The sequence below is a fragment of the Acinetobacter rongchengensis genome, assembly GCF_003611475.1.
GTDB classification, from domain to species: Bacteria; Pseudomonadota; Gammaproteobacteria; order Pseudomonadales; family Moraxellaceae; genus Acinetobacter; species Acinetobacter rongchengensis.
This window is the reverse complement of the sequence record NZ_RAXT01000064.1, coordinates 1-16638: the sequence shown is the minus strand read 5'-3', so window position 1 is coordinate 16638 and position 16638 is coordinate 1. Positions and strand designations below refer to the sequence as shown.

Genomic DNA, 16638 nt, shown 5'->3' with positions numbered 1-16638 from the left:
ATGTATTTCCAGAATTTTATCTATTCAGTGCGTAAGTGACTCATAATTTATAGCGTGTGAAAAGGGGACTTATGATTTATTTTGAATCATATTTGTACGAGTTAAGCAGTAAAAATTGAACAATAAATGCTCAAAATGTAAAGTAAAAGTGATGTTAATCAAAAAATAGATCAGCATTCCAAAGTGATTTTGGAATGGCTGTGAATCGCTATGAAGTATAAATCTATATAAATCTTAAGCTTGAGGAATAAAAAATGAATGAAATTTTGCAAGCACGGGGGCATTTTGATGCCATGTATTATTGGGATCAATTTCAACCCATCTTAGCAGCAGTCGCTATCCTTATTGTAGGTTGGATTATTGCTTTAATTGTGGCTGCTGGTATTAAAAAAATCCTTGAAAAGCTTGGAACGAATCAAAAGTTATCGGCAGCGACAGGTCATCGTTCAAATATTGAAAATATTCTATCTCGAATCGTGTTTTGGGTGGTGATGATCATTGCGGTTATTGGTGCATTAAATGTACTGAATTTAACCAGTGTAAGTGGTCCGTTTAGCATGATGATTCAGCAATTCTTATTGTTTATCCCACAATTATTGGCTGCTGTTGCGATTGCTTTTATTGGTTGGATCATCGCAAATTTAGTCCGAGTTGGATTAAAAAGAGTGCTAGACCGAACACGCTTAGATGATAAGCTCAGCGCCGAAGTAGGGGTTAGCCCAATCACGCAAAATATTGCAGATATTATTTATTGGTTGATTTTATTGCTATTTTTACCAATAGTTTTGTCAATACTGGGTTTACAAGGTTTATTGCTTCCAGTGCAAAATATGCTGAATGAAGCTGTGTCATATTTACCTAATATCTTTATTGCAGGCGTTATCATCTTTGTTGGTTATATCTTGGCAAAAATTGTTCGAGGAATTGTTGAGGGATTAATTAGTAGCTTAAATCTACAAACGCAAATCGAGAAAGTAGGCTTGTTTAAAAATTCTAATCAAGGATTATCTAAGTTTTTAGGCTCTTTTGTATTTGCGATCGTCATGATTACCTCGTTAATCGTGGCTTTTGAAGCATTGGGTATTCAAGCGATTTCTCAGCCAGCTACAGCGATGTTGGCAGAAATCATGTATGCGATTCCACATATTATTGCTGCAGGGTTAATCCTGATTGTCGCTTATATCGTGTCTCGTTTTGTAGGACGCTTGGTTGCTGAAGTTGTTGCGGGTACAGGTGTAGATGAAATACCTGCAAAATTAGATGTACAACGGTTCTTAGGTGACACCAAAGTTTCTTGCATCGTTGGTTATCTGATCGTTATTTTTACCATGTTATTTGCTGTTTCCGAAGCTGCGAATAGACTTGGATTTGAACAAGTCAGTGGTCTAATCTCGATGTTTATTCACTTTGGCGCAAATATATTATTAGGCGCTGTGATCTTGGTGATTGGTTTCTGGTTAGCCAATATTGTTGCAAATGTTGTACAACGTGGTGAATACAATAGCTCTCGTTGGTTAGGTAATTTGGTTCGTATCCTGATCATGGGCTTAGTCATTGCAATGGGTTTAAAAGCTATGGGCATTGCAGACTCTATTGTCAATCTTGCATTTGGTTTAACGTTGGGCTCAGTTGCAGTGGCATTTGCTTTGGCTTTTGGCTTAGGTGGGCGCCAACCCGCAGAGCGAGTTTTAGGGGATTTAATTGATAAAGCAAAAAAACAAGCCAATCAACCCAATCCTTTGAATCAAAAGAATAACCCAACAACGGACACGCCAATGGCTGAAACCAATCAAGTTACAGCGGATGCGCCTGTCATAGAAACCGAGTACCATTCTTTGAATGATTCATTAGATAATACTCACAATCATGATGAAAATGACCCGAAATAACCTTTAATTTTAAAAAAAGATCGATCAGGATATTTGATCGATCTTTTTTATTTTATGAGCGTATCTTTATTTTATGATCGTATTTGTGACCGATCGTAAAATAGTATGGTACAAAATGCAGAGGAGAAGAATAATGTCCAACAAACACCCCAATAAATTTATTGCTCCAATTGTTATTGCTGGAATTACCATTGGTTTTTTAGCCAGTGCTTATAAATTTGTATTTGCTAAACCCAATAAACAACAAAGCGAAGTTGAGCAGCAACAGCAAGAAAATCATTCAAAAGATTCACAAGAGTGAAGCTGAATGTTGAAATATCAGTTGTAATTACATACGAAACTGAACAAACAGTCATTTGGCGATTTTTTAGCTATTTAAGGGTTTAAATAAAATCGCCAAAAGATGTGGTTTAAAATAGAAAATGACCTGTTAAGCAATCAAACATACTCAGAAGCAGCGTGTGCAGATGACCATGCCCATTGGAAATTAAAGCCACCTAAATGACCCGTAACATCTAAGATTTCACCAATAAAAAACAAACCTTTTTGTTTTTTACTTTCCATGGTTTTTGATGAAACTTCAGTGGTATCCACACCACCTAAAGTCACTTCAGCTGTGCGATAACCTTCTGTTCCCGAAGGTTTTACTTCAAATTGATGGAGCTTATTGGCAATATTTTCAAGCTTTTCATCACTTAATTGTCCAATCGCTGTTTCAGCAAATTCCGCCCAAATTAAGTTTTGTAGCTCAATCACCACACTCTTTGGTAAATGTTCAATGAGTAAAGTACGAAGTAAAACTTTCGGTTGAGTTTGTTTTTTAGCTTTGAAAAAGCTTAAAAGATCTTGTGAAGGTAAGAAGTCAATTTTAAAACTTTGACCAACATTCCAATAATTAGAAAGTTGCAATGCGCTTGGACCACTCAGACCACGGTGGGTAAACAGTAAGGCTTCGGTAAATTGATTCAGTTGGTTAGAAAGTGTTGCTTCAACAGCATTGCCACTTAAACGGGTCGTGACTTCTTTGAATTGGTCAGAAAAAGTAAAAGGAACAAGACCTGCACGCGTTGGATAAATATGATGTCCAAATTGCTTCGCAATTTTATAACCAATATCAGAACCACCCAATGTTGGAATAGATAAACCACCAGCAGCAACCACAACAGATTCAGCTTGAAAATAGCCTAAGTTCGTTGCCACTTGAAAAGTTTGCGAATCCGTTTGCGAGACTGCTTTGACTTCACAATTGGTTTTAATATCGACGAGGTGAGTTTTTTCACATTCATTGAGTAACATCGCTAGAATTTCTTTTGAACCTTTTAGGGTGAAAAGTTGTCCATGCTTACGTTCTTCATATTCAATACCATACTCGCATACCATGCCAATAAAGTCCCAATTGGTATAGCGAGTTAAAGCAGAAATAACGAAATGTGGATTGTGTGAAATAAAGTTTTCAGGTTCGACATAAAGGTTGGTAAAGTTACATTTACCGCCCCCTGACATGAGAATTTTTTTTCCAATTTTATTGGCTTTTTCAACCACCAAAACTTTTCGACTACGTGCTGCTGCTTTTGCTGCAAGCATTAAACCTGAAGCACCTGCGCCGAGGACAATCACATCGTATTGGTTGGAAGACATGCAAAAAAACCATGAAAAGTTAAAGCGGGCAATTATAGACAAATTTGAGTTAATTTTCAGAACTAATCTTATGCTTAAATTTTGTTCTGGTGATTGAAATCGATCAAGGGATATTGCGACCTTGTAAGCCACCTGAATGGATCACCAATATTCTGGTTTTTTCAACAAAATAGCCTTTAGCAATAAGATCAAAAATACCATATAGCATTTTTCCAGTATAAATCTGCTCTAAGGGAATCTGATGTTGATGCTCAAAGTTTTCAATAAATTGATATAATTCAGGTGTTGTTTTGGCATAACCACCAAAGCAGTAATCGTCGATAATTTTCCAATTATTTTTTGAAGTTAGTTGAGCGACATCTCGTTGTAGAAAGTCGCCTTTAAGTGCTGAAAATCCTAAAATTGTCTGCTGATCTGTCGTTGCCTCAATCAGTCCAGCTATCGTACCTCCAGTCCCAACAGCACAACAAATGACATCATAATGGAGTAAATCATTCTGATTGAGAATTTCTTGACAGCCGCGTATTGCCAAAGTATTTGTTCCACCTTCAGGAATGATGTAAGCAAGAGGGTGGTTGTGTTTTAATTCAGTTAAAAATTCAGCATTATCTTTTTGTCTATATATTTCACGTGAAACAAAATTGAATTGCATCCCCATGTGTTGCGCAGTGGTTAAAGTTGGATTGAGTGTTTTATTGGCTAACTCTTCACCACGAATAATACCAATGCTTTGAAAACCAAAAAGTTGTGCTGCATAGGCTGTCGCTGCAATATGATTAGAATAAGCACCACCAAAAGTAATGATCTGTTTTAAATTCAAGCGATGAGCTTCTAAGAAATTATATTTAAGTTTAAAGAACTTATTACCTGAAATTTGCGGATGAATTTGGTCTAAGCGTTTAATGGTCATCTGTACTGGCAGATCTAAGTTTAGTGTTTGCTCAGAAATCGTTTGAGCAATACGATCGAACATATTCATATTATTCAGTAATTAAGCGGTATTTAGACCAATCATGGCTATTGTACTCAAACTCAGCCTCGATATTGATTTATTTTGACTCGGATGATTCCAACCTCAGCGATGTAAATAAATATTTATGAAAAACGCATTTAGGTGAAACCTTGGTTAGGGTCTGTTGATATTTCATAAATGGCTTGCGTTGTAGGCTAAAATTGAGCAGACAAGGCATGAAATGAAGAGAATAGCGAGACTATTTTCAAGTTTCATAACGAAGGCTGAGATAATTTTAGCCACAACCCTTCGGGACTACAGTGTTTTTTGACGCTACGTTGTTGTCTTGCGAAACAGTGTTTCTCATCATTTAGAATGACTAAATTTCGTATTTCACGCCTAGTATCGCCTAAAAACACGTATAGTCGCAAACATAGATGAATTGTCAACAGACCCTATATAATGCGCTTATATTCAACGGCAGATTTATCAATAATTGACTGAGTTAGAGCCAATTTATTTCGAACTGGTATCAACAGAAGTAATGACCGACATACCTGGTCTTAAGAACTCGATTCCTTTTTGATTTGGATCAATAGCGATTTTTACAGAAATGCGTTGCACCACTTTGGTAAAGTTACCTGTTGTATTGTCAGGTTTAAGAACACTGAATTCTGCACCAGCTGCGGGAGAGATTTGTTCAATTTTTCCTGTGAATTTTTGGTGTTTCATTGCATCCACAGTAAAAGATGCTCTTTGTCCAATTTTCATATCAGCAATTTGGGTTTCTTTGAAGTTGGCGATAACCCAAGTCTGTTGTGGAATGAGATACATTAACTGTGAACCTGCTGCCACATACTGCCCAACACGTGGGCTGACTTCACCTAGTTGACCATCCATCGGTGCGGAAATCACACTATAATCTTTGGTGGTTACAGCTTGATCAAATTGCGCTTTGGCATTGGTGACTTGGGCTTTTAGTCCAGACTCAGCAACTTGTGCGGTTTTTAGTGCTTCTTGCGCAACCAAAACATTCGCTTCAGCTTGTTTGAGTAGCGCTAAGTCATTTTTTGCATCAGCTGCGGCTTTGTCTTGTTCTGTTTTTGAAGCAGCACCACTGTTGCCTAATTGTTGATAGCGTTTCAACTGTGCATTTGCGAGTGCATAAGCTGCACGTGCTTGGTCTACTTTGGCTTGGGCTGCGACAATATCTGCTTTACGTTGTTGAATCGCTTGAGTTTGATTGGCTAAGGTTGTATATGCTTGGTCTACACCTGATTCAGCTTGTGTAATTTTCTGATCATAGGTTGTGCTATCGATATGCATTAAAATTTGACCTTTTTTGACATGATCAAAATCGGTGACCAATACATCTTTGACATATCCATTTATCTGAGAAGAAAGTACGGTCGTTTTACCTTTGATATAGCTATTATCAGTTGATTCAATCACGCTCTTAAATGGGCCAATTCGCCATGCCCATAAGATAATGCTAATCCCCACCAATAACACAATGAACATCAACACCAAAGTGCGTTTTGTTGTTGGAATTAATTTACTGGACGGGGACATTGCAACAGGTGTTTCTGTAGTTTCTGTAGTTGTAGTTTGAGCTTCCTGAGTCGTACTGGATGTTTGTTCTACTGGGGTTTGATCTGCTGACATAATCAATCTCGAATTTAAAAATATATACCGATAACCAAGTGTTTTTTGACAAATAACATAAGCTTAGCCTTTAACTACTATTGATGATGGGTCGTTGTTTTCTCGACTGATACTGGCTCCATGCAATATTTAATGCACCCCAGATGAGTAAGATGATTGCAAATATGCCGTTAAGGGCAATTACATCATTATAAGCACGAACTTGAGCTTCTCGAGTGAGTACTTGGTTTAAATTACGAAGTGCCTGATTTTGTACTAGAGTTTGATCCAAGGTATATTGAGTAGCTTGTTTTTGATAGCCTGCCAAGCGTTGGCTGATCGTGGGGTCCGTTTGTGGTAAATCGCTGATGAGTGCTGCACGATAATTTTGAGTTCGCACTTGTTGGTAAGTTGAAAAAAATGAATTACCGATTAATCCTCCAAAACTTTGTGTTGCAGAAAATAAAACCACAAAAGTGACGATGTGTGATGGTCCTTTTTGTAGAGCACTGATAATTCCATTGAGTAGTAAAGGACCAATAAACATACCACTTGCAAAGCCAACGAGGAATTGACTATGGTAAAAATTTTCGGGACGTACATCACTACTTAGGTGATAATCCAAAGCACATGCAATCAGAACGAGGATTTCAGCACCAATAAGATGCCAAATGATTCTTTCTTTTTTAAATGTTAATGCACTGAAAATTGTTCCAGAAGCAATACCAATAAAGATAATGCTATACAAGGTAACAAATTGATCAGGCCCCATTCCCATTGTTTTAAGGAAATTGACCGCAGCATAGCTTTGCTCAGACATTAACAAACGGATGGCCAATGCACCGAAAATGAATTTAAGTGTGGATGCTGAACCTAACCAACGGGTAATAATCAGTGGATTTACACGATAATATTCATAGGTTAAACCAATCACGATTAAGCTGAATCCAGCAATCAAAGCATAGCCGAGCCATTTTGTTTCAAACCACCAGAGAATAGGGCCTTGTGTGAGCACGATACACAGCAATGCAAAGCCAGGTGCGAGCAAAAGAAAAGTGAAAAAGTCCTGTTTTTCAAAAGTTGCAATTCTTAAACTCCGTGGTAATTTGACAGAAACAACCATGGCTAAGCAGCATAAAGCTAAGCCGAGTTCGAAGGTATAAAGTACAGCCCAATCATTTACATTGACAATATAAGGAGAAATAATCCAAGCCAAAGGGATGCCAAGTTGTTGAAAACCCAATGCTAAATACATTCCCCGACCAAAATTTTCACGCTTAAAGGCTTGCATGATGTAATACATACCTAGCGAACTTAATGGTGCTGCAACGAGGCCACTCATTATTCTGACAAAGAGCGCCATTTCAAAAGTATGGACAAAAAGATGTAAGATGAGAACGGCAATAAATAACACTAAGCCAATTTCTGAAAAAAGCCTTAATCCATATTGTTGCCGTGCTTTGAAAAGCAGCAGATTTGAACTGATATTCGCCATAACATAGGCGGCTGGAATCCACGCTGCCTCAGATGGGCTGAGTGCGTATTCTCCTTGAATTAAAGGCAGGTTAGCAGTAATAAACCCATTACTTAAGCTACCTGATATCGCCACAAATAAACCAATAAAAAAATAAATGAGCTTTTTAGGTAAAGGGTGAGCAATAGCAGCAGGTGAGCCTGGTAGTGTTGGACGTTCTTCAGGTGTCCAATCGGGAGCAGGTTCTAATAGACGTGGTGTTTTTTCCATTTCTAGACCTATGATGCTTTCATTCCATTGATCAGTAAATCAACAGCACGTTTTGCCAATTTAACTTGCTCAGCGTCATTCATTCCTTGAAAAGAAGCTCTGAGGATTCCTGTAATGAGTGAATAATCTTTTGTGGTTAAGTCTGGACGACAAATATGATTGCTAATCGCTTGGTCGATCAAAGGTTGCAAAATTTGATCACGTCGCTGATAAATATTGATCAAAGCAGGGTCATCGTGATCAATGACTCTCCAATATTCCATCAGTGCTGTTAAATAAGGCAAATTATCGACGTGGTTTTGAATAAGGCGAAACATCCCATCTGGATATTGGACATAATTCTTGGCACGTTCTTCAAGCCGACTTAAAGCTTGCTCCATCAATGCAATCACTAAGGCACGACGATCTTGAAAATTTCGATAAAAAGTTGCTCGGCCAACATCTGCTTCATCTATGATGAGTTGTAAGGGTGCACGAATACCTTGTTCGCGAAAGATTTTGAGCGCAGCTGTAAGTAAGTCTTCACGATTTTGAGCAGCTTGTTGTTGGCGTTTGATCATGAGAATGCAGTGCTTGAGATATTGATATCTATTTAACGGACATTTTTGTCCGATGTAAAATGTTGCGCTGTTTATTTTTGTAAGTTAAAGCAATAACAACATAAATTTGGATAAAATGATGCTTCAATATACCAATAAATATGATGAATAAACGATTAGAGTTTGTTTTACTGTGATAACTATAATTATGATTAAAAAGAGAAAGTATGTGTATGTTTGCCGGAATTTACTCTTTTTCAGCGCTGTTTTTATTCTGAGTGCTTGTAAACCATCTGGCCATCAGCAAACACAACAAAATAAAAGTAATACCCAGTTGCAGCAACAATTTCAACAGTGGAAAGCCAAGCAAGATCCAAAATTACTTGCTGATTATTATCAATTTATGTCGCAATATTTGAAAAATCCACCCAGTTTGATGGAGCTTACGACCACAAGAAATAGCATGCCCGAACGTTGTTATTCCAAGCGTTTTGCAATTCCTCCTAGGCGTTATTGGAAAAATGTTGTGAGCAGTTTGCAATTGGTTGAAAAGTTGAATCGTAATGAATACTTTAAGCGTTACACCATTACCGCAGTTTATCGTTCCCCAGAGTTAAATAAATGTATAAATGGAGCAGAGAAAAGTAAGCATTTATATCATTATGCTGTAGATTTTCATGTACTTGACCCCAAAGAAACGGTTGAAAGTGATCGCAATTTATTAGTAAAAAAAATGTGTCAGTTTTGGAAAGTTGAAGGTAAGCATTTTAAGATGGGCTTAGGGGTTTATGGTAATAATCGCTATCATATTGATACACAAGCCTATCGAACATGGGGCAAAGATTTTAAATCGACAAGTTCAGTATGTTTAAAAAATTAAACTCATCTATTCTTTTTCTTGAGCCAATATATTTATTCAATTTTGTGACAAATAAACAAGTTTTATAAAAATAAAAAGCTGTATTTTTGTACAAAACTGCTATGCTGAATAGATAAGAATAAGGTCATGAGGATATGTGATGAATAAACTATCCATCGGTTTAAGTGTTTTACTGGCTGTATGCTTGGCGGGGTGCGAAAAGAAAGCACCCATGAGTTCAGCCAAAACTGAAGTCCGTTCGATTCATATCGCAGGGATGCCTGTGTATGAAAAAGATTATCGTCTGACAGCACATGAAAATAACATAGATTTAGAACACTAATTTTTTATGAAAAGAGCATCAAATAGATGCTCTTTGTGTATTCATTGATCGGTGAATTATCTCGTTAAAGATCAAATTTTATTGATTTAAATTTCTGATATGAAAGAAATTAAATTAAATCAATTTGCCAATTTGATGCAAAAATTTCTAAGTTGCATTGGTGCAATTGAGCCGTAACTTCATCGTAATGTTTTTGTAGGTCGTTCATTGTAATGGTATGAATCCATGAGGCATCTTGTTTGTATAGATGATAATCCACATTAATTTTGTCAATGGCTTGCTGAATGATTCGCTGCTGATTGAGTAGTGCTTTTCGATCTGCCAACACATTTAAAACTTTACGACCATGAATTGTTTTTGTGACAGCATTGGTGGCTTCAATACGATTGGTCAGTTCATAAATTTCTCTATTCACTGAAAAAGCTTCACGAATCAAAATATGAGGAGCATCCTCAAGTTTTGCATCTGATTTGATCAATAAATTATTATTAATCCTTTGCTGTAAAGCATCTCTTTTCGTGATTAATTCAATACGAAGTAATAAAGCTTCAGCGATGGTCATGTTTTTAGAGGATTTTTTTAAATTCATTACATTTATTTTGTAGGAATAGTTAATTATTGAATCTATTTTATGCTTTTTCTATTTTAAAAGAAAGTATTCAAAGTGTGATTCAATCGATTTATTTTTTAGATTATTGAAACTCATACTATTATTTAATTTATCAATTTTTAAATGCATCGTATTTAATTTTGATATGTAAACAAACATTTTTAGGGTAAAATCTGCACTGCTAAAAATCTGTTTGAGTCGTGTCTAGTGGAATCGTTAATTGTTTTAGGATCAATTGCTTTAGCCCTCATGTTGGGTGCGATCAGTCCAGGGCCTACATTTATATATGTAGCGAAAAATTCGATTGCTATTTCACGGCAACATGGTCTATTCACTGCTTTGGGTACAGGGACTGGCGCTGCTTTGTTTGGACTATTAGCAGTCATGGGGTTACAGGCTATTTTATTGGCTGTTCCTTCAGCTTATTTGGTTTTGAAAATTTGTGGTGGTTTATATTTGTTGTGGTTGGCTTATAAAATTATTAAACATGCCAAAGAACCGATGCAGCAGATGGATGGTACAACACAGGTTATGAGCTTTGCTCATGCTTATCGTTTGGGTTTAATTACTCAATTGAGTAACCCTAAAATTGCGATTATTTTAGCCAGTGTTTTTACAGCACTTTTACCGAAAGAAATTCCAACCTATTATTATTTTGTTTTACCTGTTTTATGCTTTTTTATTGATGCAGGATGGTATTCGTTGGTGGCTGTAGCACTTTCAGCAGAAGGCCCACGTAAAGTGTATTTAAAATCTAAAAAAGTATTTGACCGCATTGCAGGTGGGGTGATGACTGTACTCGGGTTGAAGTTGATCTTTGGGATGAAGTAGTCATTCAATTGGTTTCTCTTAATTGAAAACCTTCCCCGTGGGAGCGTGTTTAAAATTAAAACTAAGCTTCTCAATGGGGTAATAGTCATATAAATACAGTAGTCAGAATGTCATCAGTCGTACGTTCTAGAGCATGTGAATAATATTGTTTAGTTGTTAAACAAAATAAACAGTGATACTTTTTTAAATAATAAATTTAATAAAATTAAAGAAAAATGCTCAATATACATAGGGTTTTAGACAAAATTGGTATAACTGCGCAGAACCGTATAATAAAAGCGATTTTTTCAAATACTCAGTTAAATCAAGACTTATTTTTAAATTATTTTAGTAAAACACATGAGCTAAATGGTGGACTAAAAGCTGAATTGATCTGTCTTGCTACTGGAGATTTTATTCCATTAAAAAGTTTGATCGGTTGCCAAGTTGCAGTTGATGTTCGTACAGATCAGAACCAGTTATTTAGAACCACAGGCAATATTACTGGTGCGGAGCTTGGACAGTCTGATGGTGCACTCACGCTTTATAAAATCACTTTAGAAGATGCGACTTCATTGTGGCGGTATAATCGTAATAGTCGTGTCTTTATGAATAAGTCTGTCATCGATATTGTTAAAATAATCTTTGAAGAATGGCAGCGTAGATCTAATTTATTTGCTAAAAGTTTAAAGCTGGATTTAACGGGGTTAAAAGGTCACTATGATATACGACCGTTTACAATGCAGGTTGATGAAAGCGATTACAGTTTCGTTACAAGACTACTTCGCTCGGAAAATATTAACTGGTTTGTAGATGAGACGGACAGTATTGTTACAGCGTATGATGATTCAATACAACCTCAAAAATTAAAATTAATCGACGATCATAGTCAATTTAAGCTACTTGCTCGACGAGAGCTTCGTTACCATAGAAGCAGTGCAGTTGAAAAATTTGATACGATCGTAAGCTTTATTGCGAAACGGAAAATTCAATCTACCGCAGTACATTTACAGCGGTGGCAAGCAGACTATCTTGAGCAAACGGATTGGCCGGGTTCTGTACTTTCACATCATAAGCACAGCGATTATTACAACAATGAACAGTTAAGTTTAGAACAATCTTGGCACTTATCTCCTGCATGGACGAGTGATCTAAAGGGAGAGGATGGTGCAACTCGCTCCAATGATGGCCAGTTAGAAAAACTTAGTGCAAATTTAGTTAAATATCATAATGCTCAGGCGAAACAATTTATTGCTCAAGGAACGATACGAGATACTCGGGTGGGTTACTGGTTTGAATTTATTGGGCATCCTGAAATAGATCAACATGCCGAAAATGATAGACAGTTTCTGATTTTAAAGCAGCAGAGTTTCCATCACAATAATTTGCCAAAAGACTTAACAGAAACCATCTTTAAATTATTAGATATCAATCAATGGAGTGTTGGTGTTAAAGAAGAAAAACAAGGATGTGAACTGACTTTAATCCGCCGTCATATCCCGATTGTTCCTGAATATAACCCTCAGTTGCATAAACCAGTCGCATATACGCAACATGCACGAGTGGTTGGCCCTGCTGGTGAAAGCATTTATGTAGATGAATGGGGCAGGATCAAGGTTCGCTTTTTATTCTCCAGAACAGAAGATAATCTACACGATGGCGGGCGTGGCTCTAATGAAAATGATGCTGACTCTGCATTTGTAGATGTGCTTACGCCTTGGGCTGGAGAGGGATTTGGAGCACGGTTTCTACCACGTATAGGTGAATTGGTTGTAATAGACTTCTTCAATGGAGATGCAGACCGTCCATTTGTATTGGGGCGAATACATGAGGCGAAGAGAGCCCCTACAAAGTTTGATATCAAAGGCAAATTACCTGATACACGTCGCTTAAGTGGTATCCGTAGTCGTGAAATAGGTGCAACAGGGTTTAATCAATTACGCTTTGATGATACACAAGGACAGTTTAGTGCCCAGCTCCAAAGTAGCTATGCAGCGAGTCAAATTAATTTAGGTCAATTGAGTCATCCTAAAGAAACGGAAACAAGTCATGACCGTGGAACAGGTTTTGAAGTTCGCACTGATGATTATGGCGCAGTACGCGGTGGTAACGGTTTACTGCTGACCAGTTATAAACAATCCAATGCCAGTGGCGAGCATATGCATGCAGAAGAGGCCAAGACTCAACTCAAGACCAATCAGGCTTATAGTCAATCCTTGAGTGATATTGCAAAGAAACATGAAATGGACGAAATTGAATCGATAGAACAACTCAAAGTATTTGCAGAAAATATTCAAAAGGATATTGCAAAGTTTAATAGTGCATTGCTGTTACTTTCCTCGCCACAAGGGATTGGTCTAAGTACAGCAGGAGATATTCATTTATCTGCGGATCAGCATATTAATCAGATTGCAAATGGCAGTGTCAATGTGAGTACGCAAAAGAACTTTATTGCACATGCGATTGAAAAAGTGAGTTTATTTGCTGTGAAGTTGGGTATGCGTTTGATTGCCGCGTTTGGCAAGATTGAACTCCATGCGCAAACAGGTGACATGGATATTATTGCAGACAAAGTGCTTAAGATTATCAGTAAGAAAAAATCGATTGAAATCAGTGCAGCTGAAGAAATCATATTCAATGTGAAGGGTAACTATTTCAAACTGAATACAGAAGGAATTGAACAAGGCACCAAAGGTGAGTCAAAAGTATATACCGCAAAACATTCAATATTGGGTCCAAAAACAATAGATTATGCACTTCCGCAAGACCCTTATAACGAGATGTTTGTACTGAAAGACCCGAAAGGAAATCCTGTTGCTGGGTTTGCCTACAAAATTATCAGTGGTGATGGCACTGTGTTTAGAGGGGTGAGTAATGAAAAGGGTGAGACCATACGTTTAAGTTCAGGCTATGCGGCCAGCGATTTAAAAATATATGCAGACGATAATGAAGAATAAAGGATAAAAACGATGGCACTTCCAGCACCCAAAAAACAGGACTCAGAAGAGAATAAACCGGGTCGAGGCGTACTGCTTGCAGTCGCACAGACCAATAAACCTGAGCTTTCGTTTAAAGATATTATTGTTAAACCTGTGGTGGTGAATGTGTTTTTTGATGGCACAAAAAATAACCTCTACAATATAGATGCTAGAGCCAAATATGCCAAACAGATTGCAGAGGATAAAAGTAAGTATGAAAGTTATACCAATGCTTACTCCAATGTGGCGCATTTGTTTTCACAGCGAGCGGGTGAAAGTAAAGATAATCTTTGGGTCTATGTTGAAGGTATGGGCTCAACTAAATATGAAACAGACAGCACCATAGGTTTTGCCTATGGTAGTGGTGAAACAGGAGTGAAAACCCGTGCTGAATCTGCTTTTGCAGAAATTCAAAAAAAATATAAAGAATCAAATGGAGAAAGCGCTAAACCCAATGGTATTGTGATTAATGTATTTGGTTTTAGCCGTGGTGCAGCAACCGCACGGCATTTTGTGCATTTGGCCAAGTCTAAACCCAAACTGTTTAAAGGTTGGGGCTTTTCAAGTAAGCAAGTGCGTTTTCGTTTTGTGGGGATATTTGACACGGTTTCTTCTTTTCAAACCATGGATACCATGTCAGTTGGAAAGATGGCTGTGTTTGGCCCACTTACAGGCGGAATAGCGACTGCGGTCAGACCTAATTTCGATAATGATGTCAAAGAGCTGACGCTCAACTTTGTAGATTTGGATGCCGATGATAAAAAAATCACCAAGGTTTTTCATATTGCCGCAGGGGATGAATATCGTGAATATTTTTCCCTAACCAATATTAAAGCAGCCATGCGTGAGGGCTATGGCTACGAAGTGATCATGGATGGTGCGCACTCAGATATTGGGGGAAGTTACCCCAGTGGTTTAAGTAATAGTTACCATATTACCAGCGAAGCATTGAAAGCATGGTTTTTAGAACAGGGCTTTTTTACTCAGTCACAAATACGTAGTGTAGGGAAAAACGAATACAACGCGACCCGACAAAATATTCCCAATGATTATCATAAAATCGCCTTAAAAACCATGCGCTTGATGACCCAGCAATATGGGCAGATCAAATTCAAAGCAGATATCGAAACTTATGAAAATAGGAACTTAACAGGCATTATTAAAAACTTAATCAATAGCCATCCCAATGCAGTATTAAAGAGTGCTGCATGGGGTAAGTTTTTGGATTTGCGTTTAAAAGACAAGGCACAGATTCAAAATCTAAGAAACCAATATTTGCACTGGTCAGCCAAAAAGACTTACCAAGGTGGCATGACTGAAGATTTAGGTTATAGCATCCGTTTAAAAAATGGCTTGCCTTATCGGAAAATCCATAATGGTTAAAACACAAAAGGACAATGCAAAAAGAAATTATATCTTGCTCACATGCCTAATCGGTTTGGTATTACTGATTTTAGCTGTATCTTTCTATCAGGTTAAATTTATGAATAATTCCAATAAAATAGAATGGGGAGCGAATACTTCCTCAGCAATTTTTACAAGTTATAAAGATTCAAGCAAAGATATTTATGTGGATTCATATATTGTTAAATCGCCCATTGATGAAAATATGCGTACCGCATTTTATTTGGCAGATGGGACTTGGTTAAGGACCCTCGACGGTTCCAGTGGTCGTTGGGGGGTAGGCGGAACACCGCTAGGTGGAAACGCTTTTAAACAGCCTTTACCTGAAGTCTTGCATCTGACTTTTTTTGATCGTTTGGATAATCAGTTTTATCAACTGATTCAACCTTTACCCAAGGAAAAAATCCAACGCTTATTTACCATAGCACCTAAAGGTATGGCAGATGAGGATGGCGAAGATCCATCACCCAATGTTTATCGAAAATTTGACATTGCTTTTGCCCCGCAAGGTTGGGTGATTTTATCTGCGATAGGGTTTGGAACGCGTGAGGAAATCGGGTCATGGCAAGCACAAAAAATTGAGGGTGATTATGCAACGGTTGTCGGGCTGACTCAAACGGCAGACATGGAGTATTTAAGGAAAAATGATATACGTGCAGAAGATGTAAAAAGTGTATTAGATCATTTTAAACAAAAGAATGCTGAGATTTATAAGCGTTGGACCGAGGGGAGTTTTAAAATTAGTCCAGACTGGTACAAAATGCTACAAACCAAATATCCATGGAACTTGGAAGTCACTGCACCTGATGGTGAGTGGTCAGGCGAGTATTACGCTGAATATGTCAATACGGAGCGTTTTGCAATACTTGATGATCGTTTAGAGGCAGACAAAACTCGTTTAAAAGCAGCTCCAGTCAAGTTGTGGACATGGGTGACCTATAAACCGACGGGGATACGTTATTATATTGAAATACATTTATTCCCTATTCCGAAATGGTTGGCAGCCGACTATATGCCATACTACCAAGATCCGAATTTAACTGAATACTTTAAAAACTTTCAGGCACTTTATCCAACTCGTTCATTGCGTACTAATGATCATCCCGCTTATGAATATGAGTTTTCGAAACTAAAAATAGATTTAGATACAGATTTCAAAATCAAAGAAATTTACTTGCAAAAAGGCAAAGAAAAACGCCCATTAGATGGTGCGTATGAATATTACTTG

General features: G+C 37.4%; 14 protein-coding genes. 8 read left to right on the top strand and 6 right to left on the bottom strand.

Annotation, left to right across the window (positions count from 1 at the left end):
- Positions 1 to 254 precede the first annotated feature (254 nt).
- A complete protein-coding gene (locus tag D7V20_RS16950) occupies positions 255 to 1889 on the top strand; it encodes a mechanosensitive ion channel (protein ID WP_120385213.1) in 1635 nt (544 codons plus the stop codon).
- A 133-nt stretch (positions 1890 to 2022) separates the two neighbouring features.
- The gene (locus tag D7V20_RS19885) at positions 2023 to 2190 is read left to right on the top strand and encodes a hypothetical protein (RefSeq protein WP_171407851.1); all 168 of its coding nucleotides are present in this window, start codon (positions 2023 to 2025) and stop codon (positions 2188 to 2190) included.
- Between the two features lie 137 nt (positions 2191 to 2327).
- On the opposite strand, the gene D7V20_RS16945 is transcribed toward D7V20_RS19885, so the two are convergent.
- From D7V20_RS16945 to D7V20_RS16925, 5 genes are all read right to left on the bottom strand, one after another.
- Positions 2328 to 3527: a BaiN/RdsA family NAD(P)/FAD-dependent oxidoreductase gene (locus D7V20_RS16945; protein ID WP_120385212.1), complete on the bottom strand. Its 1200-nt coding sequence runs from the start codon at positions 3525 to 3527 to the stop codon at positions 2328 to 2330.
- Positions 3528 to 3630: 103 nt separating this feature from the next.
- Positions 3631 to 4500 (bottom strand): 1-aminocyclopropane-1-carboxylate deaminase/D-cysteine desulfhydrase, encoded by an 870-nt coding sequence (locus D7V20_RS16940; RefSeq protein WP_120385211.1) that lies wholly within the window; start codon positions 4498 to 4500, stop codon positions 3631 to 3633.
- 495 nt (positions 4501 to 4995) lie between these two features.
- Entirely contained in the window at positions 4996 to 6144 is a 1149-nt protein-coding gene (locus D7V20_RS16935) for an HlyD family secretion protein (RefSeq protein WP_120385210.1), read from the bottom strand.
- Between the two features lie 70 nt (positions 6145 to 6214).
- Complete coding sequence (locus D7V20_RS16930) at positions 6215 to 7867, bottom strand: MFS transporter (protein WP_120385209.1); 1653 nt, start codon at positions 7865 to 7867, stop codon at positions 6215 to 6217.
- A gap of 8 nt (positions 7868 to 7875) precedes the next feature.
- Positions 7876 to 8427 (bottom strand): TetR/AcrR family transcriptional regulator, encoded by a 552-nt coding sequence (locus tag D7V20_RS16925; RefSeq protein WP_120385208.1) that lies wholly within the window; start codon positions 8425 to 8427, stop codon positions 7876 to 7878.
- A 208-nt stretch (positions 8428 to 8635) separates the two neighbouring features.
- Between D7V20_RS16925 and D7V20_RS16920 the strand changes: the two genes are divergently transcribed.
- Both D7V20_RS16920 and D7V20_RS16915 read left to right on the top strand, forming a co-directional pair.
- On the top strand, positions 8636 to 9286 hold the full coding sequence (locus D7V20_RS16920; RefSeq protein WP_235831663.1) for a D-Ala-D-Ala carboxypeptidase family metallohydrolase: 651 nt from the start codon (positions 8636 to 8638) through the stop codon (positions 9284 to 9286).
- 139 nt (positions 9287 to 9425) lie between these two features.
- Positions 9426 to 9608 carry an NF038215 family lipoprotein gene (locus D7V20_RS16915; protein ID WP_120385206.1) on the top strand — a complete coding sequence of 61 codons (183 nt, stop codon included), beginning with the start codon at positions 9426 to 9428 and terminating at the stop codon, positions 9606 to 9608.
- 109 nt (positions 9609 to 9717) lie between these two features.
- On the opposite strand, the gene D7V20_RS16910 is transcribed toward D7V20_RS16915, so the two are convergent.
- On the bottom strand, positions 9718 to 10197 hold the full coding sequence (locus D7V20_RS16910) for a DIP1984 family protein (protein WP_235831662.1): 480 nt from the start codon (positions 10195 to 10197) through the stop codon (positions 9718 to 9720).
- A 270-nt stretch (positions 10198 to 10467) separates the two neighbouring features.
- Here D7V20_RS16910 and D7V20_RS16905 point away from each other — a divergent pair, with 270 nt between their 5' ends.
- From D7V20_RS16905 to D7V20_RS16890, 4 genes are all read left to right on the top strand, one after another.
- Entirely contained in the window at positions 10468 to 11049 is a 582-nt protein-coding gene (locus D7V20_RS16905; RefSeq protein WP_171407852.1) for a LysE family translocator, read from the top strand.
- Between the two features lie 215 nt (positions 11050 to 11264).
- Positions 11265 to 13985, top strand: coding sequence for a type VI secretion system Vgr family protein (locus tag D7V20_RS16900; protein ID WP_120385203.1), 2721 nt, complete (start codon positions 11265 to 11267; stop codon positions 13983 to 13985).
- Positions 13986 to 13997: 12 nt separating this feature from the next.
- On the top strand, positions 13998 to 15389 hold the full coding sequence (locus D7V20_RS16895) for a phospholipase effector Tle1 domain-containing protein (RefSeq protein WP_120385202.1): 1392 nt from the start codon (positions 13998 to 14000) through the stop codon (positions 15387 to 15389).
- 100 nt (positions 15390 to 15489) lie between these two features.
- Positions 15490 to 16638: hypothetical protein (locus D7V20_RS16890; protein ID WP_213072518.1), on the top strand; the 1149-nt coding region annotated here is incomplete at its 3' end.

Excerpts from the sequence above, each read along its gene's own strand:
- D7V20_RS16950 (WP_120385213.1), top strand. The coding sequence starts at position 255 with ATGAATGAAATTTTGCAAGCACGGGGGCATTTTGATGCCATGTATTAT.
- D7V20_RS19885 (WP_171407851.1), top strand. The coding sequence starts at position 2,023 with ATGTCCAACAAACACCCCAATAAATTTATTGCTCCAATTGTTATTGCT.
- D7V20_RS16945 (WP_120385212.1), bottom strand. The coding sequence starts at position 3,527 with ATGTCTTCCAACCAATACGATGTGATTGTCCTCGGCGCAGGTGCTTCA.
- D7V20_RS16940 (WP_120385211.1), bottom strand. The coding sequence starts at position 4,500 with ATGTTCGATCGTATTGCTCAAACGATTTCTGAGCAAACACTAAACTTA.
- D7V20_RS16935 (WP_120385210.1), bottom strand. The coding sequence starts at position 6,144 with ATGTCAGCAGATCAAACCCCAGTAGAACAAACATCCAGTACGACTCAG.
- D7V20_RS16930 (WP_120385209.1), bottom strand. The coding sequence starts at position 7,867 with ATGGAAAAAACACCACGTCTATTAGAACCTGCTCCCGATTGGACACCT.
- D7V20_RS16925 (WP_120385208.1), bottom strand. The coding sequence starts at position 8,427 with ATGATCAAACGCCAACAACAAGCTGCTCAAAATCGTGAAGACTTACTT.
- D7V20_RS16915 (WP_120385206.1), top strand. The coding sequence starts at position 9,426 with ATGAATAAACTATCCATCGGTTTAAGTGTTTTACTGGCTGTATGCTTG.
- D7V20_RS16910 (WP_235831662.1), bottom strand. The coding sequence starts at position 10,197 with ATGAATTTAAAAAAATCCTCTAAAAACATGACCATCGCTGAAGCTTTA.
- D7V20_RS16905 (WP_171407852.1), top strand. The coding sequence starts at position 10,468 with ATGTTGGGTGCGATCAGTCCAGGGCCTACATTTATATATGTAGCGAAA.
- D7V20_RS16900 (WP_120385203.1), top strand. The coding sequence starts at position 11,265 with ATGCTCAATATACATAGGGTTTTAGACAAAATTGGTATAACTGCGCAG.
- D7V20_RS16895 (WP_120385202.1), top strand. The coding sequence starts at position 13,998 with ATGGCACTTCCAGCACCCAAAAAACAGGACTCAGAAGAGAATAAACCG.